The 15,800-nt window shown below is 69.4% G+C and carries 12 protein-coding genes and 1 riboswitch; of the genes, 5 read left to right on the top strand and 7 right to left on the bottom strand.

What is annotated here, in order from left to right; genetic code table 11:
- Positions 1-83: 83 nt before the first annotated feature.
- Positions 84-1,916 carry an acyl-CoA dehydrogenase gene (locus tag ABZ260_RS29645; protein WP_355624441.1) on the bottom strand — a complete coding sequence of 611 codons (1,833 nt, stop codon included), beginning with the start codon at positions 1,914-1,916 and terminating at the stop codon, positions 84-86.
- Between the two features lie 182 nt (positions 1,917-2,098).
- Here ABZ260_RS29645 and ABZ260_RS29640 point away from each other — a divergent pair, with 182 nt between their 5' ends.
- The 3 genes from ABZ260_RS29640 to ABZ260_RS29630 all read left to right on the top strand — a co-directional run bounded on the left by ABZ260_RS29640 (position 2,099) and on the right by ABZ260_RS29630 (position 3,811).
- Positions 2,099-2,884, top strand: coding sequence for a class I SAM-dependent methyltransferase (locus tag ABZ260_RS29640; RefSeq protein ID WP_355624439.1), 786 nt, complete (start codon positions 2,099-2,101; stop codon positions 2,882-2,884).
- Positions 2,885-2,904: 20 nt separating this feature from the next.
- Positions 2,905-2,971: riboswitch (guanidine-III (ykkC-III) riboswitch) on the top strand.
- A 20-nt stretch (positions 2,972-2,991) separates the two neighbouring features.
- Positions 2,992-3,315 (top strand): multidrug efflux SMR transporter, encoded by a 324-nt coding sequence (locus tag ABZ260_RS29635; protein ID WP_355624437.1) that lies wholly within the window; start codon positions 2,992-2,994, stop codon positions 3,313-3,315.
- 124 nt (positions 3,316-3,439) lie between these two features.
- Complete coding sequence (locus ABZ260_RS29630) at positions 3,440-3,811, top strand: VOC family protein (protein ID WP_355624435.1); 372 nt, start codon at positions 3,440-3,442, stop codon at positions 3,809-3,811.
- A 153-nt stretch (positions 3,812-3,964) separates the two neighbouring features.
- On the opposite strand, the gene ABZ260_RS29625 is transcribed toward ABZ260_RS29630, so the two are convergent.
- Complete coding sequence (locus ABZ260_RS29625; RefSeq protein WP_355624433.1) at positions 3,965-4,429, bottom strand: hypothetical protein; 465 nt, start codon at positions 4,427-4,429, stop codon at positions 3,965-3,967.
- A gap of 156 nt (positions 4,430-4,585) precedes the next feature.
- Here ABZ260_RS29625 and ABZ260_RS29620 point away from each other — a divergent pair, with 156 nt between their 5' ends.
- Positions 4,586-5,035: a GNAT family N-acetyltransferase gene (locus tag ABZ260_RS29620; protein ID WP_350929780.1), complete on the top strand. Its 450-nt coding sequence runs from the start codon at positions 4,586-4,588 to the stop codon at positions 5,033-5,035.
- 35 nt (positions 5,036-5,070) lie between these two features.
- On the opposite strand, the gene ABZ260_RS29615 is transcribed toward ABZ260_RS29620, so the two are convergent.
- Genes ABZ260_RS29615 through ABZ260_RS29605 form a run of 3 tightly spaced genes read right to left on the bottom strand, consistent with a single transcriptional unit; the run spans position 5,071 to position 9,146 of the window.
- The gene (locus ABZ260_RS29615; RefSeq protein ID WP_355624431.1) at positions 5,071-7,086 is read right to left on the bottom strand and encodes a molybdopterin oxidoreductase family protein; all 2,016 of its coding nucleotides are present in this window, start codon (positions 7,084-7,086) and stop codon (positions 5,071-5,073) included.
- Positions 7,087-7,122: 36 nt separating this feature from the next.
- The gene (locus ABZ260_RS29610) at positions 7,123-8,811 is read right to left on the bottom strand and encodes a M28 family metallopeptidase (protein ID WP_355624429.1); all 1,689 of its coding nucleotides are present in this window, start codon (positions 8,809-8,811) and stop codon (positions 7,123-7,125) included.
- A 29-nt stretch (positions 8,812-8,840) separates the two neighbouring features.
- Positions 8,841-9,146: a hypothetical protein gene (locus tag ABZ260_RS29605; RefSeq protein WP_355624427.1), complete on the bottom strand. Its 306-nt coding sequence runs from the start codon at positions 9,144-9,146 to the stop codon at positions 8,841-8,843.
- A 459-nt stretch (positions 9,147-9,605) separates the two neighbouring features.
- Between ABZ260_RS29605 and ABZ260_RS29600 the strand changes: the two genes are divergently transcribed.
- Positions 9,606-12,032, top strand: coding sequence for a lysylphosphatidylglycerol synthase transmembrane domain-containing protein (locus ABZ260_RS29600; RefSeq protein ID WP_355624425.1), 2,427 nt, complete (start codon positions 9,606-9,608; stop codon positions 12,030-12,032).
- 65 nt (positions 12,033-12,097) lie between these two features.
- Here the strand turns inward: ABZ260_RS29600 and mgrA are convergent, their stop codons facing one another.
- The gene (mgrA, locus tag ABZ260_RS29595; RefSeq protein WP_355624423.1) at positions 12,098-13,126 is read right to left on the bottom strand and encodes an L-glyceraldehyde 3-phosphate reductase; all 1,029 of its coding nucleotides are present in this window, start codon (positions 13,124-13,126) and stop codon (positions 12,098-12,100) included.
- The gene (locus ABZ260_RS29590) at positions 13,123-15,183 is read right to left on the bottom strand and encodes a S9 family peptidase (protein WP_355624420.1); all 2,061 of its coding nucleotides are present in this window, start codon (positions 15,181-15,183) and stop codon (positions 13,123-13,125) included. Before ABZ260_RS29590 ends, mgrA begins: the two co-directional genes overlap by 4 nt.
- Between the last annotated feature and the right edge of the window lie 617 nt (positions 15,184-15,800).

Here is a 15,800-nt window from a genome sequence, read left to right as displayed (position 1 = left end):
GCAGCGGCAGGAGGGTGCCGTCGACGGGCGGTCCCGTCTAGACGGGACCGCCCCCATGCCTGCCGCGGGAGCAGGTGGCTTGCTCAGAAGGCCTCTTCCGGCAGCTCCATCAGGTCCTGGCCGGTGGCCTCCAGCGTGCGACGCTCGGCGGCGACGCGGGGCAGGACGGTCTGGGCGAAGAACGAGGCCGCGGCGACCTTGCCGGTGTAGAAGGCCTGGTCGCCCTGCGCGGCCTCGGCGGAGCCCAGCGCGGCCAGGGCCACCTCGGCCTGGCGCAGCAGCAGCCAGCCGATCACCACGTCGCCCAGCGCGAGCAGGAACCGGGTGGTGTTGAGGCCGACCTTGTAGACCTCCTTCGGCGCCTCCAGCGAGCCGATGGCCCAGCCCGCCATGGTGTCGGCCATGCTCTTGACCTCGTCGGCGGCCTCGGCGAGAAGCTTGCGCTCCTCCTTCAGCCGCCCGTTGCCGGCCTCGGAGGCGGCGAAGGCCTTCACATCGTCGTACAGCGAGCCGAGGGTCACGCCCTGGTTGCGCAGGATCTTGCGGAAGAACAGATCCAGCCCCTGGATCGCGGTGGTGCCCTCGTACAGGGAGTCGATCTTGGCGTCCCTGATGTACTGCTCGATCGGGTAATCCTGCAGGTAGCCCGAGCCGCCCAGGGTCTGCAGGGAGCGGGCGAGCAGCTCGTAGGAGCGCTCGGAGCCGACGCCCTTGACCAGCGGGAGCAGCAGGTCGTTCATCGCCTCGGCGTGGCCGTTCCTGCGGCCCTCGTGCTCGGCGATCAGCACGTCGTCCTGGTAGGTGGCGGTGAGCAGGACCAGCGCCCGCATGCCCTCGGCGTACGACTTCTGCAACATCAGCTCCCGGCGTACGTCCGGGTGGTGGGTGATGGTCACCCGCGGGGCCGACTTGTCGGCCATCTGGGTCAGGTCGGCGCCCTGCACCCGGGCCTTGGCGTACTCCAGGGCGTTCAGGTAGCCGGTGGAGAGCGTGGCGATCGCCTTGGTGCCGACCATCATCCGGGCATGCTCGATGATCATGAACATCTGCTTGATGCCCTCGTGGACCTCGCCGATCAGCGTGCCCACGGCCGGGTGCTTGTCGCCGAAGGTGAGCTCGCAGGTCGTGGAGACCTTCAGGCCCATCTTCTTCTCGACGTTGGTGACGTAGACGCCGTTGCGCTCGCCGAGCTCGCCGGTCTCCAGGTCCACGTGGTACTTCGAGACCAGGAACATCGACAGGCCCTTGGTGCCGGGACCGTGCCCCTCGGGGCGGGCCAGCACCAGGTGGAAGATGTTGTCACTCAGGTCGTGCTCGGCGCTGGTGATGAAGCGCTTGACGCCCTCGATGTGCCAGGTGCCGTCGTCCTGCCGTACCGCCCTCGCGCGGCCCGCGCCCACGTCGGAACCGGCGTCCGGCTCGGTGAGCACCATGGTGGCGCCCCACTGGTTCTCGATGGCCAGCTCGGCGTAGCGCTTCTGCTCCTCGGTGCCGAGCACGTGGAGCACGTGGGCGAAGGCCGGGCCGCTGGAGTACATCCAGATGGCCGGGTTCGAGCCGAGGACCATCTCGGCCAGCGCCCAGCTCACGCTGCTGGGCAGGCCGGGGCCGCCGAGCTCGGCGGGGAGGCTGAGGTTGGTCCAGCCGGCGTCGCGGTAGGCGGCGAAGGACTTCTTGAAGCCCTCCGGCATCGTCACCGAGTTGGTGGCGAGATCGAACACCGGCGGCTTGCGGTCGCCCTCCTCGAAGGAGTCGGCGAGTACGCCGGTGGCCAGGCGGTTGACCTCGTCGAGGAGGCTCCGCACCACGTCCTCGTCCAGTTCGGCGTAGCGGCCGGTGCCCAGAATGTCCCGGCGCCCGAACACCTCGAAGAGGTTGAACTCCAGGTCACGGACGTTGCTCTTGTAGTGGCCCATGGGGTCTGCTCCTTGAAACCGGGGGAACCGGAACTTTCCATACTCGCCAGTAACGTTACCGGTAATGCTACCCGTCAGTAACCCCTAGAAAACCGCACCGACTGGGACGTTCGTCACGACATGCGAAGACACCCGCGCCGGCGTCGATCGACCGGCCCCCGAAGCTCTTCTAGGCTCGCCACATGGACGAACGATGGCGGGCCGACCTCGAACTGTGGGGCATTCCCGAGGAGATCGCGGCCAGGGCGCCGGCCGATCCCTGGGGGCACTCGTCGGCGCGGTTCGCCGAGCGCACCGACCGCGCGCTCGCGGCCCCCGAGGGGCCGACGCTGGCGCGGATGGCCGAGGCGCTCCCGCCCGGCGGGAGCGTGCTGGACGTCGGTGCCGGAACGGGGGCGGCCTCCCTGCCGCTCGCTCCCGACCTGGGAGAGCTGATCGCGGTCGACGTCTCCGACGCCATGCTCGCCGAACTGGCCTCCCGGGCTCACACGCTGGGCGTCCCCACCCGGTTCTTCCGGGGCCGCTGGCCCGACATCGCGGCCGAAACGCCGATCGCGGACGTCGCGGTCGCCGCCCACGTCGTCTACAACGTGCCGGGGCTGGCCGGATTCCTCGCCGAGCTCACCGGCCACGCCCGGGGCCGGGTCGTCCTGGAGCTCACCGGGCAACACCCGATGAGCTGGCTCAACCCCCTCTGGCAGCACTTCCACGGCATCACCCGCCCCCGCCGCCCCACGGCTCACGACGTGATCGCCGTCGCCGAGGGGCTCGGGTACGAGGTCCGTCACGAGTGGCGCCTGGCCCCGCTGCCGCGCTTCACCCGGCTCGAAGACCTCGCCGAGAGCGCCTGCCGGAGGCTCTGCCTCGGCCGGGAGCGGGCCGACGAGGTCATCGCGGCCGTGATCGAGCTGGACATGTGGCCGGTCCCCCGGGACCGGTGGTTCACACTCTGGTGGGAATCAAAGTGAGACCCTGCCGCGTTCCACCGATCGAACCCTCAAAAGGGGTGTTCCCGGACGAGACGCGCCGTACCCGGTAGGCAAAGACGACGCTCCTGATCAAAGGAGGAGCTGTCATGGCCTGGGTTGTCATCCTCGTCGCCGGTCTGTTCGAGGTCGCGATGGCGTACTCGCTCAAGCTGAGCAATGGATTCTCCGTGCTGCTGCCGAGCGTCGGCTTCGCCGTCTTCGGCCTGCTCAGCTTCGGCCTGCTCGCGATGGGCCTGAAGACCCTGGAGGTGGGCACGGCCTACGCCGTCTGGACGGGTATCGGAGCCGTCGGCACCGCTGTGCTGGGCATCGTCGCCCTCGGCGAGAACGCGTCGGCCCTCAAGATCGCCTCGATCCTGCTCATCGTCGCGGGCGTCGTCGGGCTCAACCTCGCCGCCGGCGGCCACTGACCGTACGCCTGCCCGAGCACGCCGTACGACGTGATCGGGAGGGGTGGGCGCGGGCGACCCCGTTCGGAGCGGGGTCGCCCGAAACCGGCTTGACGGTTTTGATGGTGTCGGGTTGGGTGGGCGCATGATTGTTGTTCAATACGTGACCTTCGACTGCGCCCAGCCGTACGAACTGGCGACCTTCTGGCGCGACGCCACCGGCGGGGAGCTCCATCCGGAGACGAAGCAGGAGGACGATGAGATCCTCCTGCGGGGCGGCGGGGTGAATCTGCTGTTCATCAAGGTTCCCGAGGGCAAGTCCGTCAAGAACCGCCTTCACCTGGATCTCACCGGCTCGGCGGGCACCACCCGCGACGAGGAGGTCGAGCGCCTGCTCGGGCTCGGCGCCACGGTCTTCGAGGACATGCGCAACCCCGACGGCACCGGCTGGGTGACGATGCTCGACCCCGAGGGCAACGAGTTCTGCGTCTGCCGCGCCGAGTACGAGCGCGTCTAGCGGAGCGGCTCTGGGCCCGGTCACTCCAGAAGGGCCCGAGAAGGGCCCGGCCGGGCCGCGAGCCTCGGCGACCGAAGGCGGCCTGCGGCGGCCGACACGAGTGATCCCCAAGAGGACGGGTGATCACCGGAAGATCGGCGATCACCCGAGGGTTCAGCGACCGCCGGGAAGCGAGGTCTGGCCGCGGCCCTTGAGGGTCAGCGCCAGGACAGCAGTGATCAGGTAGACCACGACCCCGCCCTGCAGGGCGTCCAGTGCCGCGCTGAACACGCCCTCGCCGTCGACGATGAGCTGCACCGGATACATGAGCATCGCGGCGCCGAACGAGGGGTAGAGGGCGAACCTCCAGGGGTGGCGCAGCGCCCAGAGCCGGGCCTGCCGGGTCACCCGGTCCCCGCTGTTGGGCTTGCGGATCGAGCCGATGGCCGCGATAAGCGAGAACAGGCCGATGCCGACCACCATCGCCCAGGTCAGATCCCCGCCACCGGTGAGCACGCCCAGTCCGAAGCTGGTGGCGGTCACCGCGCCGCCGGTCACCGCGGCGGCCTTCCAGGGAGCGCCGCGCAGCGCCGCTCCGGCGAGGGACATCTCGTCACGTCGAGTCAGTTCGTCGTTCATGCCATCAAGGCTGCCTCCCGACCCCCCTTGCTCACATCGGGGAGCGACCCTGATTGTTCCCCTACCCGTCGTCTCCCCCCTGGTGAGGGGTCCTCGCGAGGGGCGTCCAGGCCGTCATTGAGGAGTGCGGCGGTGTTCCGGGATAGGTTGGCCGCCATGCCGGTGAACTTCCGTATCGCCCGTGCCGAGGACGTTCCGCTCATCGTGGCCATGCTCGCCGACGACACCGTCGCGGCCGCCCGCCAGGGAGCCTACGGCGAGGAGCATCGTGCCGCCTTCGAGGTCATCGACGCCGACCCCGCCAACGAGCTGATCGTCGCGGAGCTGGACGGCGAGGTCGTGGGCACCATGCAGCTCACCTACATTCCCGGCATCTCCCGCCGGGGTGCCCTCCGGATGCAGATCGAGGCGGTCAGGATCGCCTCGGAGCTGCGCGGGCGGGGTCTGGGCCGCACGATGATGGAATGGGCCGTCGAGCGCGGACGGGCCCGGGGCTGCGCCCTGGTCCAGCTCACCACGGACAAGACCCGCGCGGACGCCCACCGCTTCTACGACTCCCTCGGCTTCGTCGCGTCCCACGAGGGTTACAAACTCGCGCTGACCTGATCGGCCAGGGGCCGGCGTCGAGGTGATCCGTCCGGTCACTCGGTGGCGCTCGGGCCGATCTCGACCAGGTTGTCGTGGTAGACGGCGCCACGGCCCATGTCGGCGTCGCGGGCCTCCACCACGGCGTTCACGGTCGTGCCCCCCGAGCTGAGCTTGCGCCAGTGCCCCTTGGTGGACGCGATCACGCCCGGCCGGACCCGCTCGCTGATCTCGACCACGGCCTCGAACTCGCCGCCGGCGTTGAAAACCCGGGCCCGCTGCCCGTCGCTCAGCCCCCTCGGCGCGGCGTCCGTGGGATTCACCAGGACCCGCGGGCCCTTCGAGCGCCGCAGCAACTCGGGGTTGTTGCCGAAGATGGTGTTGAGGAAGGTGTGGGAGGCGGGGGTGATGAGGGTCAGCGGATACGGTCCCGGCGCGGCCGAGGTGGTGTGCGGCGGGACGTAGGCGGGCCCCGCGCCGAACTCCATCCGGCCCGAGGGCGTCGGGAAGCCCTCGGTGAACGGCACGAACGGCCGCGGTACGTTGAGGCGGACCCAGCCCTCCTTGCGCAGCCGGTCGAGCGTGATGCCGTCAAGCGACGGATGGCCCGAGGAGAGCAGTTGCTCGGCCAGCTCCAGGTCGGAGTCGTACAGGGACGGCTCGGTGAGCCCCATGTGCCGCGCCAGGCGGCGGAAGGTCTCGGTGGTGGACAGGCACTCGCCCGGCGGCTCGACCGCGGGTGAGTTCCACATCAGGTACATGTGCCCGTAGCCCGCGTGCAGGTCGGCGTGCTCGATCTGCATGGTGGCGGGGAGCACGATGTCGGCGTAGTCGACGGTGTCGGTCGGGAACTGCTCCATCACGACGGTGAACAGGTCCTCGCGCGTCAGTTTCTCGCGGATCCGGTTCTGGTCGGAGGTGGAGCTCATCGGGTTGGCCGCGTACACCCACAGGCACTTCACCGACTCGTCCAGCTGATCGGCCAGCCGGGTCATGGTGAGCGTGCGGACCGGCCGGGTGAGCAGGTCCTCGCGGGTGTCGATGTTCAGGTGGATGTGCCCGCTGGTGGAGTACGCGATCCCGCCGCCGGGGTGGCGCCAGTCGCCGGTCACGCCGGGGATGGCGGCGATCGTGCGCATCGCGGTGCCGCCGCCGGCGTGCCGCTGCACGCCCATGGTGGCCCGGATGCCGGTGGGCCGGGTGCGCGCCAGCCGGACCCCCAGGGCCCGGATGTCGGACTCGGGCAGCCCGGTGATCTCCGCCACGCGTGCCGGAGGGTGGCGCAGGATCTCCTCGCGGAGGTTCTCCCAGCCGGTCGTGTGGTTCTCCAGGTAGTCGCGGTCCTCGGCTCCCTCGGCGAGCACGACGTTCATCAGCCCCAGGGCGAGGGCCGCGTCGGTGCCGGGCCTGATCGGCAGGTGCTCGTCGGCCTGCTCGGCGGTGCGGGTCCGGATCGGGTCGATCGCCACCACGTGCGCCCCCGCCGCGCGGGCGTCCTGGATGAACTTCCACAGGTGGTGCCCGCTGGTCAGCGTGTTCGTGCCCCACAGCAGGATGAGCCGGGACAGGGCGAACGTCTCCGGATCCATCCCGCCCGGCGTGCCGTAGACCTGTCGCAGCCCGGAGTTGCCGGCCGACGAGCAGATGTTCAGAAAGTGCCTCGACGCGCCGAGCGCGTTCCAGAACCGCCGCCCGGCCACTCCCTCGGCCCCCTGGAGGTATCCCAGCGTGCCGGTGCCCAGGTAGGGCCAGATCGCCTCGCCGCCGTGCTCGTCGACGATGCCGCGCAGCCGTACGGAGATCTCCTCCAGGGCCTCGTCCCAGCTGATCCGCTCGAACCTGCCGGACCCCTTGGGGCCGGTCCGCCGCATCGGGTGCAGGATGCGGTCGGACGCCCGGGTGTGCTCCAGGTAGCGGTTGACCTTCACGCAGAGCGCGCCGCGGGTGTAGGGATGGTCAGGGTTGCCGCGCATCTTGACGGCCTCGCCGCCTTGGACGGTCACCACCCAGGAGCACGTGTCGGGGCAGTCAAGCGGGCACGCCCCCAGCACTCGAAGTTCGCCTGACGACATGCCCTTGACTGTAGCCGCGCCCAGGGAGCGCGGGTGTCACCGGAGCAGCCCGGGGGGCTCGTGCCGGTGGTCGTGTCCCAGCCCGCCCCCTCCGGTGCTCGGCCTTCCGACTCTCGGCTCCCCGGTGTGGCCGGGGGCGACGGGATCGCCGGGGAGGTCGCGAGCGTACGCGTAGGTGTACGCCGCCGCGCCGATCGCGGAGGCGTTCACCGCCAGCGCACCGTCGTCGATGTTGGCGATGGTGTCGCAGGCCTGGTGGTAGCACCTGTCGTAGGGGGCCCAGGCCTTGCCGCCGAACTTCTCGGCCTCCTCGGCGGACTTGATGCCCTCGGCGCCGGTGAACAGCCCGCCCGCGGCGATGCCCGCCTTGATGAAGGGGCCGTAGTCGGAGCGGCCGGTGAAGTCGGCCTCCTGGTGCGGCTTGCCCACGGCGTCGAAGTACGACTGGAAGAGCTTCTCGATCCGGTCGGAACCGGCAGGCGGATGCGTGTCCAGGCCCGTGTCGGAGTTGTCGCCGTCGTAGATCCCCAGGACGTAGTTCGGCGAGGCGATCATGTCGAAGTTCAGGTACAGCTTGATCTTCGCCCGCTCCGCCGCCGAGAGATGGGCCACGTAGTGGGTGGAACCGAGCAGGCCCAGCTCCTCCGCGCCCCAGAAGGCGAAGCGCAGCCTGTTCCTCGTCTGCAGGTCCTTCGCCGCCAACGCCGTCTCCAGGACGCCCGCGGTCCCGGAGCCGTTGTCGTTGATGCCGGGTCCCGCCATGACACTGTCCAGGTGGGCGCCGAGCATGACCACCCGGTCCGGGTCGCCCCGGCGGCTTTCGGCGATGACGTTGCGCGTCCTGCGGTCGGGGTCGCTCTCGGCGTCCACCGCGAGCGTCGCGGTCGTTCCCGGCACCGACAGCTCCTTGCCGGCCGCGAAGGTGGCTCCGACGATCGGGATCTTGATGCCGGAGGTGTTGACCGAGCCTCGCAGCAGGATCCTGCGGTCGGCGAGAGCCTCACCCGGCTGCCCCTCGTTGAAGATGACCACCCCGGACGCACCGGCCGCCTGGGCCCGCTCCGCCTTGACCTGGAAGCTGCAGGAGCCACGCTGGATCAGGGCGATGTTCCCCCGGACGAACCCCTTGAAGTCACTCACCTCGCATCCGGAGGAGGAGTTCGCGTTCGGGGCCGGCGGCAGCACCAGGTCCACGCCCTGCACCGGAGCCGTGATCCTCCCCGAGCCGGAGTACGTCATCGTCTGGAAGTCGATGCCGGGCAGGTAAGCCCTGGCCGCGGGGGACGATCGCGCCAGCACCGGAGCCTTCCGCTCATGGAAGAAGGGGATCCCGAACTCCTGCAAGGTGACCTGGTATCCGGCGGCGCGAAGCCTGTCCGCGACGTAGGCGACCGAGGCCTCGTGGCCGGGGGTGGCCGCGGCCCGGATACCGCCGTTGGCCTTGGCGATCTCCTGGAGCCTTTCCAGGTGCCGCCTGACGGACGCGAGCTTGATCGACTGCCCGAACGCCTTCGCGTCCGGCGGCAGGGGACTCTCCGGAGGCGGTTCCGAGGGCAGGCCGGACGGGCTGTGGACACCGGCGTTCACCGGTTCCGGCGCGGAGGTGGCGAGCCCGTGCACCGTTCCGGGCGGGGTCGCGGCCCAGGCCGTGTCGACGACGGGCGGGATCGTGGCCGTGGCGATGGTGACGGCGGCCAGCACTCTCCCGAAGGCACGTGCACTCACGTCAGGCTCCTCTGACATCGGGGACGGCGTTACTTGAGAACATCGGTGGCGACGAGGTGGCCGCCGGATACCGGCCCGGTGGCACCACCCGGGACGGAGCCGCCGGGCAGGTCGTCGGTCCGGGCGTAGACGAACGCGGCTGTCGCGATCGCGCCGCTGTTCAGCCCCAGGGCGGTGTCGCTGATGTTGACGATCGTGTCGCACCTGAGGTGGAGCGGGGGTCGTAGGTGACTCCCGTCGCGCGGGCGGTGGAGATGACCGGGATCTTTACAGTGGGGGCGTCGGGGGAATCGGGTGATCGCGACCACTATTCCCCTGGAGGCGCGAGTGCTCATGCGGAACCCCTCAACGTGCATGGAGCGCCCGCGCTCCCGGGAAGGCGGTGAGAGGCGACCGCGACGAGGCGTTCCCGCTCCCCGGACGCGGCCCTGCAGGCTGCGGGCGGGCGAAGGAACATGACGGTCAGCCTTCCAGTCCCGCACCCGCTAAATCCAGTATTCCCGCAGCTAGAAGGGTCAATTCTCGATCTCGGGCAGGTACGCTGTGCTCGCTCGCCGCCCTCGTCGAGGCGGGCGTCATGATCTCTTCGAGGCCACGTCCGCCCGGCCCGCTCGCCGGCCGGGGCGCCATACGGTGTCACCGTGTGGCCCCGTTTTCTGATTTCAGCCACCAAGATGGAAGCCAGACTGTCAAGACTGTCGGAAGCCGTCGACATGCGTATGGCTCCGATTGTGGACTCTGGGGGAGAAGGTCGGTGACGCAGCTGTAATGCGGAACATGCAGAATCGCTGGCGGTGACGGAAATCAAGGAGCTGGACGGAACACCGTCCGACGACGGCACACGGCCGGCGACGGACGGCGATCTAGCCGTGCGCGTCATCGAGCCGCTGCTTCCCCAGCGGATCCGTCGCCCTTCGGACCTGCTGCGGTTCCTGGCGACCCTGCTCGGGCTGGTGGCCGTCATCCTGCTCGCCCTCGTCGCGCAGAAGACCCTGAACGGTCTGGAGGGCGACGTCGCCGACGGCACCAGCCGGGCGCCGTTCCTGCTCAGCGGCCTGGCCGGGGTGCTGAGCGCCTCGGCCATGCTCGGCGTGCCCATCGCCTTCGCCATCGAGCGGGTGCTGCACCGTGACGGCCTCCGGGTGGCCGAGGGGCTCTTCGCGGCCATCGCCGCGATGGTGCTCTCCTTCGTACTCGGCGAGTGGATCGTGAACGCCGGGCCCGAGGACCTGAGGCTCCTGATGACCGGAGGCAGAGCCGGAGTCGAGCCGGTCAACACGCTGCTCACCCCGATCATCGCCTACGTCACCGCGGTGCGCATATCCCGCCGCCCCACCTGGCGGGCGGCCCTGTGGAGCGCGGTCGCGCTCAACGCCGTCGCCCTGTTCGCCGGGCTCGCCGCCACCCTCCTCGGCATCGTCGTCTCCATCCTGGTCGGCCTGGCCGTCGGCTACGCCACCCTGTACGGCGTGGGCAGCCCCAACACCCGCCCTCCGGGCAGTGCGGTCGTCGGCGTGCTGCGCAAGCTGGGCTTCGCCCCGGTCAGGGCGCATCGGCTCGACGACGACTACCAGGGCAGCCGCCGCTACGCCGTCGAGCTCAAGAACGGCAACCGCCTCGACGTCACGGTCCTCGACCGGGACCGTCAGGTGGCCGGGGTGCTCTACCGCATCTGGCGGCGCATCCGGCTCAACTCCGAGACCCGCCGCAAGGCCATCCGCTCACTCCGCGCCGAGCTGGAGCGCGAGGCCCTGATGGCGTACGCCGCGCAGGCGGCGGGAGTGAGCACCCCCCGGCTCGTCGGTACCAGCGAGATCGGTACGGAGGCCGCGCTGCTCGTCTACGAGCACATCCCCACCCGCGCGCTCGACGACATCCCCGACGAGGAGATCGACGACAACCTGCTCGCCCAGATCTGGGAGCAGGTCCTGCTGCTGCAGGTCCAGCGGCTCGCCCACCGGCGGCTGACCGGCGACAGCATCCATGTCGACTGCGAGGGCCGGGTCATCCTCACGGACGCCCGCAGCGGCGAGATCGCCGCCGGTGACCTGCTGCTCCGCCTGGACATCGCCCAGCTGCTCACCTACCTCAGCCTCCGCGTCGGAGCCCAGCGGGCGGTCAACGCCGCCGCGGCCGGAGCCGGGCACGGCCTGCTCGCCGACGCGCTCCCGCTGCTCCAGCGGATCGCGCTGACCCGCGAGACCAGGGCGGCGCTCAGCAAGAACAAGGGGCTGCTCACCGAGATCCGCGAGCGGATCGTCGAGCTCACGCCCAAGGCCGAGGCCGAGGAGGTGCGCCTGGAGCGCTTCCGCCCCAGGACCCTGATCACCATCATCGGCACCGCGTTCGCCGCGTACTTCCTGGTCTACTACCTGACCCAGATCAACCTCAACATGATCACGTCGGCCAAGTGGAGCTGGACCGGCGTGGCACTGGTCGCCGCGATGATGAGCTACGTCGCCGCCGCCCTGATGCTGAGGGGCTTCGTACCGGAGAAACTGCCCCTCGGCCGTACCGTGCTCGTCCAGTTCGCCGGGTCGTTCGTCAAGCTCGTCGCGCCCGCCGCGGTGAGCGGGGTCGCGATCAACACCCGCTACCTGCAGAAACGCGGCATCCCTCTGGGACAGGCGGTGGCCAGCGTGGGCGCCTCCCAGCTCATCGGGCTGGCATTCCACATCGCGCTGCTCCTGCTGTTCGCCTACATCACCGGTTCCAACACCGCCTCGTCGTTCACCCCGTCGCGCACGCTCGTGCTGACGCTGCTGGCCGTGGCCGTGGTGGTGCTGGTCATCGTGGGCGTGCCACGGCTGCGCCGCATGATCACCACGCGGCTCCGCTCGCTGTTCTCCGGGGTCATCCCGCGCCTGCTCGACGTCCTCCAGTCGCCCAGGAAGATCATCGAGGGCTTCAGTGGCACCCTGATGCTCACCCTGTTCTTCGTGCTCTGCCTGGACGCCTGCGTCCGCGCCTTCGGCGGCTCCCTCAACTTCGCCGCCGTCGCCATCGTCTTCCTCGCGGGCAACGCCATCGGCTCGGCAGCCCCCACCCCCGGCGGCCTCGGCGCCGTCGAGCTGTCCCTGTCGGTCGGCCTGACCCTCTCCGGCCTGCCCGGTGAGGTGGCGACCTCGGCCGTGCTGCTGTTCCGGCTGCTGACCTTCTGGCTGCCGGTCCTGCCCGGCTGGGCCTCGTTCGCGCACCTGCAGCGACAGCAGGCGCTCTAGGCACTGTTCCGCGCCCCGGAAAGACCGCCGGCAGGTGGCCCGGCGGTCTTTCTCACGGACGCAGGTCAGGCCTCGCTGGACCTGGCCCAGAGGTTGATGCCCGCCTCGACCGCGTCCTTGTCGATCGCCTCAAGCTCCGCGGCGTCGAACGACGTGTTCTGCACGGCCGCGAGGCTGTTCTCCAACTGCTCCACACTGCTCGCGCCGATCAGCACCGACGTGACGCGCCTGTCGCGCAAAGCCCAGGCCAGCGCCATCTGCGCCAGCGACTGGCCGCGCCCGCCCGCGATCTCGTTCAGGGTGCGGATGTGCCGCATCGTCTCCTCGGCGAGCATCTCCGGGGTGAGGAAGCGCCCCAGCGAGGCCCGCGACCCCTTGGGGATCCCGTTCAGGTAGCGGTCGGTCAGCATGCCCTGCGCCAGCGGGGAGAACGCGATGCAGCCCAGGCCCTCCTCCTCCAGGACGTCGAGCAGCCCGCCCTCGATCCACCGGTTCAGCATCGAGTACGAGGGCTGGTGGATCAGTAGCGGCGTGCCCATCTCCCGCAGCAGCCGCGCGGCCTCCGCGGTGTGCTCGGGCGAGTAGGACGAGATGCCCGCGTACAGCGCCTTGCCGGACCGGACCGCGTGGTCCAGCGCGCCCATCGTCTCCTCCAGCGGGGTGTCCGGGTCGAACCGGTGGCTGTAGAAGATGTCGACGTAGTCGAGCCCCATCCGCTCCAGCGACCGATCCAGGCTGGACAGCAGGTACTTGCGCGACCCCCACTCGCCGTACGGGCCGGGCCACATGTCGTAGCCCGCCTTGGTGGAGATGACCAGCTCGTCCCGGTACGGTGCGAAGTCCTCGCGGAAGTGCCGCCCGAAGTTGGTCTCCGCGGACCCGGGCGGCGGACCGTAGTTGTTGGCCAGGTCGAAGTGGGTCACCCCCAGATCGAAGGCCCTGCGCAGGATGGCCCGCTGGGTCTCGAAGGGCTTGTCGTCACCGAAGTTGTGCCAGAGCCCCAGCGAGACGGCGGGCAGCTTGAGCCCGCTCTTGCCGACCCTGTTGTACGGCTGGCGTCCGTCGTACCTGTCATCTGCCGCGATATATGTCACTTGGTCACCTTGGTCGTGTCGAGAATCCAGGAGAGGGTGAAGGCCTCCTCGCGCCAGGCGTCGTACCTGCCGCTGCGGCCGCCGTGCCCGGCGCCCATCTCCGTCTTGAGCAGGAACGGCCCGCCGTCCGCGACGTCGCGGAGCTTCGCGACCCACTTGGCGGGCTCGTGGTAGAAGACCCGGGTGTCGTTGAGGCTGGTGATCGCCAGAATCGGCGGGTAGACCCGGCCGTCCACGTTCTCGTACGGCGTGTACGACTTCATGTACGCGTACACCTCGGGGTTGTGCAGCGGGTCGCCCCACTCGTCCCACTCGATCACGGTCAGCGGCAGCGAGGGGTCGAGGATCGTGTTCAGCGCGTCCACGAACGGCACCTCCGCCACCACGCCCGCGAAGGTCTCGGGCGCGAGGTTGGCGACCGCGCCCATCAGCAGCCCGCCCGCCGATCCGCCCCTGGCGACGATCGCGGTCGACCAGCCGGCGGCGGAGAGGTGCTCGGCGGCGGCGACGAAGTCGGTGAAGGTGTTCTTCTTCTTCTGGAACTTGCCGTCCTCGTACCAGTGGCGGCCCATCTCACCGCCGCCCCTGACGTGTGCCACGGCGAAGACGAAGCCCCGGTCGAGCAGGCTGAGCCTGGCGATGGAGAACGAGGGGTCGATCGAGATCTCGTAGCTGCCGTAGCCGTAGAGCACCGTGGGGGCCGGCCGCGGGGTGCCCTTTCTCATCACGATCGAGATCGGGATGCGGGTGCCGTCGGACGCGGTCGCCCACTCGCGGAACTGCTCGTAGTCGGTGGGGTCGTAGCCGCCGAGCACGACCTTCTGCTTCAGCAGGACCAGCTCGCGCGCCGCCAGGTCGTAGTCGTAGACCGACGGCGGGGTGACCATGCTGGTGTAGCCGAGCCGCAGCCGCCCCGTGACGAACTCCGGGTTGCCCGACGGGGCCACGTCGTAGATCGGCTCGGGGAAGGAGATCTCGTACGCCTCCCCGGCGCGGGGCAGGATGCGGATGCCGGTGAGCCCGTCCCGGCGGAAGTGCACGACGGTGTGGCCCTCGAAGGCGTCGACGTCGAGCAGCCGGGTGTCGGCGCGGTGCTCGATCAGCGGAGTCCAGTCGCCGGGGGCGTCGAGCGGCGCGGTGGCCAGCTCGAAGTTCTCCGCGTTCCGGTTGTGCAGGACCAGGAAGTGGTCGCCCGCGTGGTCGACGCCGTACTCGACGCCGGTCTCCCGGGGCCGGACGACGCGGAACTCGCCGGTGGGGTCGTCGGCCTCAAGGACGCGGACCTCGCTGGTGATCTTGCTGCCGGAGGAGAGCACCAGGTAACGCTCGCTCCGGCTGAGCCCGATGCCGACCCAGAACCGCTCGTCGGCCTCCTCGTGGACGAGCATGTCGTCCTTGGCGGGGCTGCCGATCGTGTGCCGGTGCACCTGGTTGGGCCGCCAGGCCTCGTCGACGGTCGTGTAGAAGAACGTCGTGCCGTCGGCCGACCAGGCGCCGCCGTAGAAGATGCCGGGGATCTCGTCGGGGAGGGTCTCGCCGGTGGTGAGGTTCTTCACCTTCAGGGTGAAGCGCTCGTCGCCGGTGAAGTTGGTGGAGTAGGCCAGCAGGGTGCCGTCGGGACTGACCGAGCTGGTGCCGATCGAGAAGAAGTCGGAGTCTCCGGCGAGCTCGTTGCCGTCGAGCAGGATCTCCTCACCGGGAAGCGGCTCGCCGGCTTTCAACTCGGGCGGGGTCTCGCCGTCCGCCGCCACCCGGCACTGGATGCCGTACTGCTTGCCCTCCTCGGTCCGCGAGTAGTACCACCAGCCGCCCTTGCGGGTGGGGACCGAGAGGTCGGTCTCCAGGGTGCGTCCCTTGATCTCCTGGAAGAGCGTCTCCTGCAGGGGCTTGAGGTGGGCGGTCGCCTCCTGTGTGTAGGCGTTCTCCGCCTCCAGGTAGGCGACCACCTCCGGGTCGTCCTTTACCGTCAGCCACGCGTAGTCATCGACCACGGTGTCCCCGTGGTGCACGCGCTCGCTGGGAACCTTCTTCGCCGTCGGCGGCGTCTGGCTGCTCACTCAGCCGAGTCTATGTTTCCGCCGGTCCCTGTTCGGATCGCTCGCCCGGTCGGGCCGATCGGCCTTGATCCACCTCGGCCTGCCTCGACGTGCCGCGGCCCGCGCTGCTCGCGAGCCAGGCTCGGCTCCTCCGGCCGGCCCGAGGTTTCCTCGTACGGGGTTCGCCGTTACGTTCCGAGCGCTCTTGGAGGACTGCTAATCTTTTGGAGTCGGCAGGGTCCGACGCAAACCACTCTAATCACTCCGGTGACTTCCGTATGGCTTGTGTCGTGTCCGCTGACAATCCCTTTGAAACCCAAGGTTCCAGAGCCCGGTTCGCAGAGCCGCTCAGGTGCTGGTAAGTTTGAGGGGTTGCTCTGGAAACGGAGCCGCCGAATTCCAGCAAGACCTGCAAGATCAAGTCAATCGCTTCAAAACGAGCCGGTTTGACACGAAAAAGCGGGCCTGAAAGAATAACGGCACAACGAAAGAACAGAACAAAACGAACCGCCCCTGGTTCTCCGGCCGAAACTGGCCGGGACGACGGTGTACGCGTCCGTTTCTTGAGAACTCAACAGTGTGTTAAAAGCCAGTGCATGAAGCACAACCCTGTCCAACCTGCCCTTTCATTGGGGTGG

The organism is Streptosporangium sp. NPDC006013 (assembly GCF_040614275.1).
GTDB lineage: Bacteria > Actinomycetota > Actinomycetes > Streptosporangiales > Streptosporangiaceae > Streptosporangium.
The sequence above is the reverse complement of the archived record's forward strand: the minus strand, read 5'-3'. Positions and strand labels throughout refer to the sequence as shown.